11 protein-coding genes and 1 riboswitch are annotated in these 13,631 nt (G+C 34.5%); of the genes, 2 read left to right on the forward strand and 9 right to left on the reverse strand.

From position 1 onward, the window contains the following. Nucleotide 1 precedes the first annotated feature (1 nt). The 5 genes from JCM14822_RS07740 to JCM14822_RS07760 form a co-directional block, all read right to left on the reverse strand. Nucleotides 2–1,015: a prenyltransferase/squalene oxidase repeat-containing protein gene (locus JCM14822_RS07740; protein ID WP_054741184.1), complete on the reverse strand. Its 1,014-nt coding sequence runs from the start codon at nucleotides 1,013–1,015 to the stop codon at nucleotides 2–4. Nucleotides 1,016–1,125: 110 nt separating this feature from the next. Continuing rightward, nucleotides 1,126–2,478: an S-layer homology domain-containing protein gene (locus JCM14822_RS07745; RefSeq protein WP_054741186.1), complete on the reverse strand. Its 1,353-nt coding sequence runs from the start codon at nucleotides 2,476–2,478 to the stop codon at nucleotides 1,126–1,128. Next, the gene (locus tag JCM14822_RS07750; RefSeq protein ID WP_054741188.1) at nucleotides 2,475–4,010 is read right to left on the reverse strand and encodes a DUF4430 domain-containing protein; all 1,536 of its coding nucleotides are present in this window, start codon (nucleotides 4,008–4,010) and stop codon (nucleotides 2,475–2,477) included. Before JCM14822_RS07750 ends, JCM14822_RS07745 begins: the two co-directional genes overlap by 4 nt. Before the next feature lie 97 nt (nucleotides 4,011–4,107). Further along, complete coding sequence (locus JCM14822_RS07755; protein ID WP_054741190.1) at nucleotides 4,108–4,875, reverse strand: DUF4430 domain-containing protein; 768 nt, start codon at nucleotides 4,873–4,875, stop codon at nucleotides 4,108–4,110. A 178-nt stretch (nucleotides 4,876–5,053) separates the two neighbouring features. Continuing rightward, nucleotides 5,054–5,274: riboswitch (cobalamin riboswitch) on the reverse strand. Between the two features lie 84 nt (nucleotides 5,275–5,358). Continuing rightward, nucleotides 5,359–6,339 (reverse strand): penicillin-binding transpeptidase domain-containing protein, encoded by a 981-nt coding sequence (locus JCM14822_RS07760; RefSeq protein ID WP_054741192.1) that lies wholly within the window; start codon nucleotides 6,337–6,339, stop codon nucleotides 5,359–5,361. A 208-nt stretch (nucleotides 6,340–6,547) separates the two neighbouring features. On the opposite strand from JCM14822_RS07760, the gene JCM14822_RS07765 reads away from it, so the two are divergent. Together JCM14822_RS07765 and JCM14822_RS07770 are read left to right on the forward strand one after the other, a co-directional pair. After that, nucleotides 6,548–7,048, forward strand: coding sequence for a helix-turn-helix domain-containing protein (locus tag JCM14822_RS07765; protein ID WP_054741193.1), 501 nt, complete (start codon nucleotides 6,548–6,550; stop codon nucleotides 7,046–7,048). A 231-nt stretch (nucleotides 7,049–7,279) separates the two neighbouring features. Then, nucleotides 7,280–7,918 carry a DUF5052 family protein gene (locus tag JCM14822_RS07770; protein ID WP_172674789.1) on the forward strand — a complete coding sequence of 213 codons (639 nt, stop codon included), beginning with the start codon at nucleotides 7,280–7,282 and terminating at the stop codon, nucleotides 7,916–7,918. A gap of 33 nt (nucleotides 7,919–7,951) precedes the next feature. Here JCM14822_RS07770 and JCM14822_RS07775 read toward each other — a convergent pair whose 3' ends face one another. The 4 genes from JCM14822_RS07775 to fabD form a co-directional block, all read right to left on the reverse strand. After that, the gene (locus JCM14822_RS07775; protein WP_054741197.1) at nucleotides 7,952–9,205 is read right to left on the reverse strand and encodes a beta-ketoacyl synthase N-terminal-like domain-containing protein; all 1,254 of its coding nucleotides are present in this window, start codon (nucleotides 9,203–9,205) and stop codon (nucleotides 7,952–7,954) included. 10 nt (nucleotides 9,206–9,215) lie between these two features. Further along, nucleotides 9,216–9,455, reverse strand: a complete 240-nt coding sequence (locus JCM14822_RS07780) for a phosphopantetheine-binding protein (RefSeq protein WP_054741198.1) — start codon at nucleotides 9,453–9,455, stop codon at nucleotides 9,216–9,218. A gap of 191 nt (nucleotides 9,456–9,646) precedes the next feature. Beyond that, nucleotides 9,647–10,738 carry a hydroxymethylglutaryl-CoA synthase family protein gene (locus JCM14822_RS07785; RefSeq protein WP_278287190.1) on the reverse strand — a complete coding sequence of 364 codons (1,092 nt, stop codon included), beginning with the start codon at nucleotides 10,736–10,738 and terminating at the stop codon, nucleotides 9,647–9,649. Between the two features lie 18 nt (nucleotides 10,739–10,756). Then, nucleotides 10,757–13,390: an ACP S-malonyltransferase gene (gene fabD, locus JCM14822_RS07790; protein ID WP_242861444.1), complete on the reverse strand. Its 2,634-nt coding sequence runs from the start codon at nucleotides 13,388–13,390 to the stop codon at nucleotides 10,757–10,759. Nucleotides 13,391–13,631 lie beyond the last annotated feature (241 nt).

Consider the following 13,631-nt stretch of genomic DNA (forward strand, 5'->3'; position numbering starts at 1 on the left):
CCTATACACTAAGCTTGCTCAATAACATAGCTACTTTTTGATTGGCTTCTTTCATGCGATATAAACTATTTTGTTTTTGATTGAAACGTGAAATAGCTACAAGTCCATAGAAACCTTGTTCTGTGGCCATTTGATTCACTTGTTTATCTGAAACACCATGCTTAAAACCACCTTTTGGCATATAAAAGGTCATCAGATTATCCACTAAAGTCTTACCGTTTTTCACAAACCTTTTATCTATCAGTGAAATATTAAGTTCTGTAAGGGCTACTATTACTTGCACCACGCTTTCTGAATTTTTCACCCCATAACTTGTATAACCGCCTTCATTGTTTTGAAGTTTAGATAAACAGTTCAAAGCTTTTTGAGTAGCTAACTTCACCTCTTTTTGATCTTGATATTTAGCTAAAGCTGTAAGTGCCATAGCTGTAATATCTACTTCTGCGCTACCTTCTCCTGTTAATGAAAATCCTCCATCTGATAACTGGCTTTTTAAAATCTTATCCACATACATCTGCCTTGTAGCTTGCACCTTAGCCTGTTTATTTTGTGGCATTTCATAGTCACCGCTATCTAGGGCAATAAGTGCCCATATAGGTCCATTAAGTCCTTGCCATATAGTCTTTTCATAATCTCCTAAAGCCGTTAACAAATTATAACCGCCTACATTTTTAGGGTTTTTTCCTAAAGCCGTTAAAGCTACTATCACCCTAGAATACTCTGTATACTTTCTAGCATGTAAATTACCTTTGCATGCTTTCACATAACTTTCTACCTGTTTGTAATAATTTTGATAATAGTCTTTAGGCACTTTATATCCACTTCTAGCCAAACCTAAAACTGCCCACTCTCCCCCAATGCTACCTACTGTTGGTTCCTTGACTACTTTACACATATATGCGGCTGTCTCACCTATTTTACTTTCTAATTGACTTTGCGTCATAGCAAATGCACTACTACAAATGATACAAAAACTTAATATAACATACCCTATATGTTTTAAAATCCTTTGCAAAATTTCCCCTTCCTTCTATAAACTGTAAAATACACTTGGTTTAAAAAGTACACTAAGACTGTCATCAATTCTTTAGTAGACGATGACAGCCTTATCTTCATATCTATCGTTTATTTTTCATTTTGTTTGAAGATAATAACAAGTATTTGCGCAGCCTCTGCACGAGTAGCCTGATCTTTAGGTACAAAGCTATTTTTGCCTTTTCCCTTCATAATGTTATATTGTTGCAATGTCTTCACAGATTCTTTGGCATAATCTGAGATATTATCTTCATCTTTAAAGGCTTCTTTATTTTCTTCAGCTTTTAATTCTAGTTTCATATACCTAATATATCTTGCTAACATAGCTGCCATTTGTTCTCTTGTCACCAAGCACTGTGGTCCAAAGTTTTCTTCATCTATACCTTTAATAATCTCAACTTTTACCCCCCAGTTTACAGCTACCGCAAACCAATCCTCGGCTTTTACATCTTTAAAAGTAACTTCATTATCATTTTGAGCGTCTTCTTTACTCATACGATAAAGCATAGTAATAAATTCTGCTCTTGTTACTTTTTCATTTGGAGCAAACTTTATTTCAGATTTTCCTTGAATAACCCCTTTACTTGCTAATGTTTCTATAGCCTCTTTTGCCCAGTGGTCTGCTTTAACATCTGTAAAGCTTTTTTGTACTGTATTAGATGCTGCCTGAGTATTGGTAGTTGCTTCAGATGTTGGGGCTGCTTCTTCATTAGCTTTGTTATCGGTTTGAGCATCAGCTTTACCGCTGCCGCCTCCGCCTCCGCCACTTGTGCTAGGCGTTGTATTTGGTTTACTGCCCCATTTTTCTGAGCTTTCTTCTTTTGTATAGTCATCTGTGTAATGCCATAAGATGGCTTCTCCCCCTTGAAGGACATACTCTTTTAAACCTACGCTAGGATGTGAACCATTGATCATATACATCCATCCTGAATTAGGCCCATTATCAAATTCAGCTAAACCATTAATACTAGAAACATAGTTGCCACTTCGATTGATATAACTAATATGCGCATCGCCTAAGGCTTTTTCAAATACATCTTTTACTGTAGCATTCTTAGGCACTGTGTAGTTAGTTGCTGGAATCCATGTTTCACTTTCTTTATGTTTTGATGGCTCTTCATGATGACTGTCCCCTATTAATTTAAACGATACAGTAATTGTGGCTGGCTGGTCATTATCACTTGGTTTTGAAGTTGGCACCGGAGATTCTGTAGGATTTGGTGATGCCGTTGGTGCTGGCGTTACAGTTGGCTCTGGTGTTACTCCTGACTTTGGTATGAATTGATAAACATATGCTGGCTCACCACTCTCTTTAAAAGCTTTATAATTAACTAAAGCTCTAAATCCTTGTTCTGTAGCCATAGCATTTTCACTCTGTCCATTCGTATAACCTATTTTATGATCGGGTGTTTCAAAAAATAGTAAGGCATCTAATGTACTCACACCATTTTTAATAAAGCGTGGGTCTTATCTGCATCGATTCCCAAAGCAGATAAAGCAATAATTACCATGGCCACTGTATTAGAATTCTTAGCCGTGCCATAAGCATATAATCCATCTTCTTTTTGCACATTAGATAAACAGTTAATCGCCTTCTCTACACATTCTTTAACCTGATACGTATCTTCTTCTGCATTATAATATAGCGCAAGTGAAGATAATACCATAGCCGTTATATCTATATCTGTGCCTAAAAATGGCATTAACGCCCAACCGCCATCTGGTCTTTGGGCATCTTTAATATACTGAATAACTGCTTCTCGTGTCCATTTCTTATCCACTACTGGATAATTATTGCTATCATAAGCTAAAAGTGCAAAAGCAGCCCCATTAATAAGGTCCATTCTTTCACTAGTTGCAATATAATCAATAATATCAAAGGAGCTGCCATCTTCCATGGTAACTGTTCTAGGATCTATTCCTAATGATGTAAAAATAATTGCTGTTTTATCAAAATCTGTTCCTTTACTAGAAGTTTGAATAAGCTCTTTAGCATCTTTTACATAAGCATCTATATCTTCTTGTCTCAAGCTATCTTTTAGTCCATAAGCAGCCATATCCATAATAGACCACTCATAAGAATAATTTTTATATTCTTCTGAAACCGCACTAAGTATATCTTCTATACGTTCATTTTTTGTTTTTTCATGTGTTGACTGATCTTTTTCATCAGGCTTAGCTACTTGTTGATCTTGCTCATCTAAAACCGCTACAACGCTCTGTAACTTTTCATATACCTCATCTATTGCTTCTTGCTCAGCTTCTATATTGGTGAGCTCTTGCATTGCTGCATTATAGTACGTTTCAACTGTTACACCTTCATCTGGGACTTCCTTTTCAAGTAATGTTTGTTTATCTGCTCTATCATTAATCGTTGCAATTAATTTTGTTAATGCATCCTTATTGGCTGACACAATTAATGCAGGATATCCCCAAGCAGAATTATCCATTCCTATATCAGCGCCCCAGCCATAAAGTGAAAATTGTAAACGGATTACATCGCCATCTGCACAGATATAATCTCCCATTCCTACATTAGCAGATGCATTATTTACAACATACATCCAGCCTGAAGTGGCAGTATAATCACTTTCCCCTAACCATTCATCTGTTTGAGGGAGTATACCCCCTTCTTGATCTAACTGATTTGTTATGTATGTCGGTATATTCAGCATATCTAAATGCTCATCATATACATTCACTAAATAACCAATATTCTCTGAATCTGTTCCGTTGTTATATTTGCCGCTTCCTATAATCCTCGCAACTACATTACCCACTTTGTCATTTTCATAAAATGGTACATTAATCGGTTCTATATAGTAGCCTTCACCTAATGTAAATTTTTCTATAGCTACAGTTACTGTTCCTTGTATTTGTCCACCATTATCTCGTGCAATGACAACATTGAATTGACCTATACATAATACTAATACCATCAGCATTGCTAGGATACGGCCTTTTATCTTGTACATAGAAGCCCTCACTTTCTTTTCCACTTTAAAAAGAAATAAGTCTGGAAGGTATGGCCCATGGCTATTTCCTTCCAGCCTACTTTCCTGCTAATAACTCTTAATTTGCACTATTTACAGCATCTTGTAAAGCTGCATATGATAAATCTACCATAGCTTGCTCTGTTTCCATATTTGTAAGTGCAAAAATTGCTGTATCATAATAATCACCTACAGTAGCATTATCATTTGGTAGTTGGCTTTGAAGTAATACAGCTTTATCTGGTCTACCATTAATATCTGCAACTAATTTTGTTAATTGATCTTTATTAGCTACTGGAATAAGTGCAGGACCACTCCATTCACTGCTTACACCTAAATCAGTACCATAACCATAAAGTGTGAACTCTAAACGGATAACATCACCATTATGACATACATAATTGTTCATACCTACATCTGGCATATCATTGTTTACAAAGTACATCCAACCTGACATAACACTATAATCAAATTCACCAAGCCATGTATGTGTTGTTTGTTCTACACCGCCAAAATCCTCTAATTTATTCATAATATATGCTGGAATTTTTACAGCACCTGGATTTGGATCATATACATTTGCTAAATAACTAATATTGCTAGAATTGCGGCCTTTATTATATTTTCCATCTCCAAGTACTCTAGCAACTACACTACCTACTTTTTCATTTTCATAAAATGGCACATTTACTGGCTCTATATAATAACCTTGACCTAATGTAAATTTCTCTACTGCTACTGTTACATAGCCAGCTACTCCATCATTAGCAAAGACAACATTAAACTGTCCTATACACATAATTAAAACCATAAGTAGAGCTAGCATACGGCTTTTTATTTTTTTCATCTTAAAATCTCCCCTTTAAAATTATATAATTTTTGTAAAACGCCTCTTCGTAGACCTCCTTTCTTTATTTATGCTGATTAAATTAATCCACTAAAAAAGCTGTGGCAATTTAATCATTGCCACAGCTGTATTCCTGTGTCATCTTCACATGTTTGCACAACAAATAAACCTTAATAGGCTTTTTTCAAACGCTAATGCAGGTCTTCTGACTTACACTCTATAGAAACTTCATTTCTGCATCTTTATACCCTGCCTTCCCAATTACTCAGTGACCGGCTTTCACCGACGAATATAAAAACATTAAGTGCATACAGCGGCAGTCCCGTTCAGGTTTCTCACCTGATTCCCTTTTCATCCACTATGCCTTTAGCACCATAGCAGACACATTATGTGAATTATTTTATTAGATTTTCTAACACTACTATCATATTTTATTTTGAAAACTTTTTCAATATATTATTTAAATTTATAATATTTTAAATATTATTTTCTGTTAGCTATAATTTTTAGTGCAATCTCTTTGGCCTTACCACCTGTAATTGTCATACTCTTCTCCCCTTTTAATGATTCTTCATTAAGGCGTAGTGCAAAATATTCATTTTCGCCATTTTTCTCAACAAAACCTACAAACCAAGCATTATCCCCATAGCCTGTACCTGTTTTACCATAAACTTTATAGCCTTCATTTTCTTCTACTAACATGACGTCTTTTAAAGTACTTCGTTCTTCCTCAGTAAAGACTGCTTGCTCTTCAAAAATCTTTACTAACACTTGTACCTGCTCCATAGGTGAAATTTTAAGAGAAGATTCTAGCCAGAAACCATCTAAATCTGGTGTACCATTTGTTCCACTGCCTTGCCACTGTGAAATATCACAGTTACCATATCCTAAATCCTTAAGCATCTCAGCTGTCTTTTCCTGTCCTACGCCATCAATCACCTTACGGAAATACCATACACAAGAACTGGCAAAGGCATCTTTTAGATTCAAATCTGTATTCCAAGCGTCAAAAGGATACTGGTTCTTGCCATCATATCCCATAGTTGTATTCACATCTTTTAAAACCCCTTCATGAAGTCCCATTAAAGTAGATACAATCTTAAAAGTGGAACAATGTGAAGCCTCTTTCTGTGCAATATCCATATTGTAGACCTGTCCCTGCTTTTGTACTGCGCAATAAAATACAGCGCAGCCATTAATCCCCTCAAAATCACTGCTGTAATCTACATCTTCAAGTCCTTCTAAAGCCACAGCTTCAGATTGTTGTACTTCACTAACCGCTTCATCATTTACTGCTTCTTGGTTTATTGTCTGACCTGCTGTTTGATTAGCTGTCTGTGCTGTATTTCCTCCAACGCTATTAACTGCTGCATTTTGAGTTTGTCCACAGCCTACTAGAGCACTACCTAATAGTCCAATTACTAATCCACTGCTTAAAATTTTATTTCTCATTTTACTATTCATAATATGCCTCCTATAACTTACAATCTTTTCCTTTCTATAATATAAGAATTTTCTAAACTATTAAATGCACAACTGGCATTTTTAACAAATTTATTTACTTCAAGTCATTTAACTTTCTACATGAACGCCTCCACTTTTCCCTAGATTTTTCAATACTTTAGGCGTATTCTAAACATAAGAAGACTTATTTCATAAGGAGGTCCTAATAATGCATTTTGTAAAAATGAATGGTTACACAATTTATGAAAATGGTAAAATTATAGGCAAGACAGGCAAGGTGCTTAAACCCTACATTCATAAAGGACACGCAGAAGTTAAAATCAATCTAACAGGTACCAAACCTAAACATTATAATTTAAGTCGTCTCGTTTACTGGGCTTTTCATCCTGAGTTTGACTACGAAGATAAAAATCTATGTGTTTCATGTACAACAGGTGATTATGTGAATTTCATCTTAGAAGATTTAATCCTTAAGCCTCGTCATGAACTCATTCACGGTGAATGTCATAAAGGCAGTGCCAAATTAACTGACTTAGAAGTAGCTGAAATTAGACAGCTCTATCAAGGCAAGTCAGGTAATAATCAATTTAATAAAACAAGCTTAAGCCAAAATGACTTAGCTGAGCTTTTCGGTGTTTCCCGCTCCAATATCAGCTTACTGACACGCTATAAAGGACGCACACCAACTGTTTATAAATTATTCGCATAAATTTATGCTTTAAATTACATAAAATAGACCTACAAATTGATACTTGCATCACTTGTATGCATGTGAAAAGACCTATCAAACCATACTAAAAATGTATTTGATAGGTCTTTTATTGTTATACATTATATTTTCTCAAAATACTTATAATTTCTTCTAATACCTATGCTATAATGTTTCATATATTGTCAGAAAGGGGATTACAATGAAAAAAGCAACTTGCAAAAAAACCCTGTGTTTATCGTGCTGCTCACCTTAATTACTAGTTTATTTACTGGATGCGCCGCCTTAGAACACTGGTTTAAAGGAAAAAAAGGACAGCTTATAGGTGAAACTTTCACAGCTACTGTTTACAATGACTTCGGTGTACCTACTACCACACTTACTGGAAATCACATCAGTATCGGTGGATATGAGGGCAAGGCAACTTACGACTCTGAAGGGAATAAAACTTCTAAATATGATAGTCAAGTGTTAGAAATCACCATAGATGGCTATCAAATGCTTCATGTAGGCAGCACCCTCGTCTTTGAAGAAAAAGGCCTATCAAAAATCTATGAATATGACAATACAGACTTATCTTCTGAGGGGCTTGCCAATGCAACCAACAACATTAATCTTCAAGTTAATGGGCATGGTGGATTTATTCCACTAGATAAACTTATTAATAAATTAGGAAATGCCATTGGAAAATCTAAGATTATCGTCATCAACTCTCAACTGGGCACACTTCTAGCCGTTTATCAAGGTAACCGTGTATCCGTAGAAGTTCCTGAGAATCTACCTAAAATGACACGCATCACTATTGATGGCAAGTCCTTATATCTGCACCGCGTAGAATATCAAATTTATGATACACAAATGTTCCGATAAAAGAAAAAATATATAATCTCTTTCCTAAGGCAATTAGTCATTTGCCAGAATAATAATACTTGTATTTATTCCTCCAAATGCAAAGGAGTTACTTATAGCGTGTTTAATAGTGGTATGTTGCATTTCTTGCCTGCATAAACACGCTAAGTCTTCAATTGGATTAACTAAATTTAAATTACCATGTAAGAAGTTATTATTAATTTGAATAATTGTACTAATTGCCTCTACAACCCCTGCTGAATATAAACAGTGTCCCGTAAATCCTTTCGTTGAATTCACTCTTATATCTTGTATATAGTCTGCAAATAATTCTTTAATTGCTTGGAGTTCTACCTCATCACCTAAAGGTGTAGAAGTTCCATGGGCATTAATATAATCTATATCTTGTGGCATTAAATGTGCTTTTTCTAAAGCATTTCTCATGGCCCTTTCTTCCCCTTGCTGATTAGGATTTGTTAAGTGATTACCATCTAAAACAATGCTTCCACCTGTTATATAAGCTAATATATTCTTTTCTCTTGCTTTGGCATGTTGCTCACTTTCTAAGAATAGGCATGCCCCACTTTGACCATATATAAAGCCTTCATGACGCCTATCAAAAGGGCAGCTAGCTACTAATGGCGTTTCTTTAAGTACTTTGCCACCCATTCCACCTAACTGCATGAATCCTTGTATGTCCATAGGCGAAAGCTCCGCACATGCTCCTACTACAACACAGGCATCAACTATGCCATTTTCAATAAGTTGACATGCTTTTATAATTCCTACATTACCACTTGCAGATGTTCCACCTACAGTCAATCCTTCTCCCCTTATATTAAATAGCTCACTAACATATCCAATATAACTCGTATCCATCCATTGAAGAAATATGGATGGCTTAAGATATTCATAGCGCTCCTTAAAACTCATAGCTTCACTATACTGCCAGTTATTAGATAGATTATTTCCTGCAATAATACACCCTATTTTTTCTGATTCAACTTGCTCTCCTTCGGCTTGCATCCATGCTTCTAATACTGCTTTTAAAGTATATTGCATAGCTTTAGGACATCTTTTTGCTTCCCTTAGAAACTTTTTAATCAAAGATGCATTTCTTTCACTATAAGCCATAGCTTGCTCTTGTAGATTGAAGTCTTCAATAGAGGCAGTTAAATACTCACCTATGATACTGTCATTTACTTTTTTTACGCCACATCTTCCTTCTTTGATACTATTCATAAATGCTACTGTATCATGTCCTATTGCACTTACAATTCCCATTCCCGTTACAGCAACTCTATTCATGTTTAGCTCCTTATAGTTCTTCCATAAATGTCATGATAATCTCTTCGATATTTTTTAATCTACCAAATTTGACCATAGGTAGTCTTAAATTTAAAGCTTCCATTGTATCTACAATAATATCCATACGGTCTATTGAGTTAATTCCTAATTCCTTTAAACTATCTTGCATATCTATACTATCTACATCAATTTCTGGAATAATCTCACTTATATTTTCTTTCATCATTTCAAAGATTTCTTCTTTACTCATTTTAAATTCCTCCCCATTCTATAACCAAATATATTCTCTATGAAATTCTTTTATTGATTTTAATACTAATCGCTTACCTTTTTCATTTACTGTTAAAACACCTGGGATAACATCTAAATCTAGCTCTACATTTCTAGTACCAAATTGTACAACATCATTTCCGTATAATAACTTTTCATATTCATCAATGTTTAGTTATATCTATTAGTCAGCTCATTAGCAATATTTAATTTCTGAACTAATCTCTGCCCTTCACTTGTGACAACACCACTATAAAACTCAGAGCAGCAACCTGATCCATAAGAAAAACAGCCTATTCTTTTAGGTGAAGTAAAATCTCCATTTGCAATTGTACTAATCAAAGATAAAAATACTGTTGCGCCCATAATATTTCCCACTCTTTGGCAATATCTTAAACCAGGATATACTCTTCTTTCAAAATCTTCTTCTATGGCATTAGCTTTTAGTTTGCAAAACTTACGCATCATTTTACGATGTGCACCTTTTATCATACCTCCAAATGGTGTGTGGAATGCGAGATAATCAAAGCTCTTAGCATAATCCACATTAGCTACACGCTTAGTGTACTCTGTATATGCAGCTTCACAACAATCCAAATAAGACATCAGTGACATATCTGAATCTCCGGCTTCACTATCTGGAATAGGACGGCATGTATCCATTATCTCATAACCATAGTAACCATTTGCCCCTACATCTACTTTGAAGATTTTAGGCTTATTACTAATGAGCATAGCGACTGCTCCTGCCCCTCCACTTGGTTCTGCAAAAGACCAGTCTTCCATCAATGCTCCGCCATCACTGACTGCCATAAATCTAGCTAAGTCAGTGGCAATAACCAATACTTTTGCCCCTGGTGCTGCTTGTCCTAATACGAAGTTAACTGCCATTTGGAATCCAGCTGTACCTGAATAACAGGCATTTTTCATTTCAAACAATCTACAATTACGGTTTAATCCTAAATAGTAATGGATATATGTACTAATGGATTTTCCAAAGTCAATTCCTGACTCTGTACATGTAATGATCATATCAATCTTATCTTTTTCTTCTTCTGACATTGCATCTATAATTGGTTTTGCAGCATTTACACCTAGTGATATAGGATCTTCATATGGTAATGGTACTGTTCTCTCTTTCATTAATAAATTTTCAAATCTCTCGTTATTTAAATTTCTATGCTCAGCTAAATCACGTACATCTAAGTATGCAGAACCCCCATAGAAATTAATTGCTTCTATTCCCACTTGATGTTCACTCATAATATCTCCCTCTCTAAATTAATTAGAATATTTTTCTATCATATCATTTACACAATGAGCAGTTTCTTTCATAAGCATCTTAGCTATTTCTGTCACATGTCTATTTTGCCAGTTTTCTAGCGATGTTGCTTTTACCCATTGATTAAATGCCCCTAGAGCTGAACTAACTAAAACTTGATAATCTGTTTGATAATCTTCTTCCCCTGTTTTGACCCATTCTAAGCTATTGTTAATATACCATTCAAAAATCAACTTCATTTTAACCTTTGGATTACTTTCACTTTCTTCTATGATGCTAGTAGGTAGCTCATTTTTTACTAAGTCATAGATTTCATCAAAGCTCTTTTTAAAGTATCTATTTTGAATCTGTTCTTTTGTTTTTTCATCTATATCTTCTATTGCATTATAGTTTTTATACAGTGAATATAATTTATTACTTCTCACCCAAAATAGTGTACCTTTTTTGAGAACTTGAATTCTATTATTAGATTCATATACATCCCATGTTGGCACATAGCCTATATCCTGAACATTAATGCTACTTAACATCTCTTTTACACGATTACTAATGTTTGCCTCAACTGTACACTCATTAATTGAACCTGTTAAAATAAAACTTGCTCCCATCATGAACATTGTAGCAGCAGCATTTGGTGTTCCTATTCCACCGCTTACGCCTATTCGAATTTCACTTTGGTATTTATACTCTTTTTCCACTGTTTCTTTGAGCTGATTGATACTAGGTAAGAGCGTTAACATATTCACTGTATCTGTATATCCAGCAGCAGCACTTTCTACACATAGATCACTTGCCATTGGAATTCTTTGAGATAATTCAGCTTCTTCATCACTAATTTCGCCTTCTTGTAAAAGTTCTTGTACGATTTTATAAGGTGGTGGACTCATAAAATATTCTGCAACTTCCGGTCTTGATATCTTTGCAATAATCTTATGCTGAGCTGTTATAGTACCATCTAAACCTTTGACTAATCCTTTTACTCTATATTTTACTAATGCTTTAGTCAGCATAACATATCCTGCTGCTTCTACTACATTGACATTATATTTAAGCAATGTATCATATAGCTTTTCCTCTACATTAGGATTTTTCACATCATATGTTACATTGAAACCATATGGCTCATTATTTTTTAGCGTTGATTGGATTTTCTTTATTGCAGCTTCAACTTCCTCAATATCTACACCACTTGTTCCATAAAAACCTAATACCCCACCTTTACCTGTTTGAATCACTAATTTTTCATCAGAAACACCATTTCCCATGCCACCTACGACATAAGCATATTTCAAACCATATTCTTTCTTAAAATTAGCATCTCCTAAAGAGTAAGCTGTAATCTCACCTGTCTGCTGCACTTCTTCTGTGTTTACCTTTTCATCCACACTACTTTCTAATCTTTCTGCGACTTCCTCTGCCTCAATAATTTCTTTTTCTAAAGGTGCTGCTTCTCTTAATATACGTTGTACCATGCCCTTAACTACTTTACCTGGTTCAGCTGCTTTGATATCTTCTACACCTTTTGCCATTAAATAACGTATACTATCTGTCCATTGTACAGATGAAACTAATTGAATAGCTAATGTTTCATGGAAATCCTTTTCTTTATATGGTCTTGCATATACATTAGAGATAACAGGTATCTCCATCTTTTTTATTTCTACTTTATTTAAAAACTTTCTAAATTCATCTAATGCATCTTGCATATATCTAGAATGAAATGCACCGCTTACATTCAATACTTTATACATTCTACAATTTAAATTACTTGTAAATGCCTCAGCAAGCCCTTCAATATCTTTCATCTTTCCTGATAAAACAATTTGCTTTGGTGTATTCATATTAGCGATATCAACTTGTGTGCAACCACTATCTTTTAAGGTTTGCTCAACCTCTTCCTTGGTTAAACCAACTACAGCTGCCATACCTCCTCCTGCAGCCTTAGCCATTAATTCTCCCCTTTTTTGAACGAGTCTTACACCTGTTTCAAAATCAATGGCACCAGAAGCACATAATGCTGCATATTCTCCAATACTATGACCTGCTAAATAATCTGGTTTACTTTCCGCGTCTTTAAGATCTTTTAAATATGATAATACACTTACAACAAATAATGCTGGTTGTGTATATGCTGTATTAGATAGCTTACCCTCACTATCATTTAGACATAAATCTTTAATTGAGTATCCTAAAATTTCATCTGCTTTTTGAGTTAATTCAGGAAATTCATCAAAAAGGCCTTCTCCCATTCCTTTATATTGTGAACCCTGACCTGCAAAAACATATGCTTTCATCTTGTGCACCCCTTTTACCTTAATCTCTTCTACAACTTTATCCACATCAATCATAGTATTAAAAATAGATGATATACGTACAATATTTTCTTCACTTGTTAAAATATATTTAAGCATCCCTGAGATTTCTCCATCAGGTGATAAGTCGATGAATAAATGTTCTTTTTCATCTAAACCTTGTATACATTCTCTAAATCTAATAGGTTGTCTTACTTTATATTCACTATATACTTCTTTTAAATCATCAGATAACTGATCTATTAAAGTAGAATGGAAAGCATAATTAACTGGTAAGATTTGATAGTTAATATCATTGTTTTTTAACTGAGGATATTTCACAATTCAAAAGTTGCCTTCTGTGGATAAAATTTTGATTTTTATAAAAAAGTTCAAAAATAGCGTCATTCAGTTCAGCCAGTAAAATTTGATGTTTTTTATCCACAGGCTTTGTTACAATATTTTTTTAATTACTTAGAGTTATGCTGATACAGTTTGATTTTTTGAGCATCATTTAATCTTGACGCAAGCAGAGCAATACAACAAATGTCCATAAATACTTTTGCTTTTTTCATTGTTGGTA

Source organism: Cellulosilyticum ruminicola JCM 14822 (assembly GCF_001311925.1).
GTDB classification, from domain to species: domain Bacteria; phylum Bacillota; class Clostridia; order Lachnospirales; family Cellulosilyticaceae; genus Cellulosilyticum; species Cellulosilyticum ruminicola.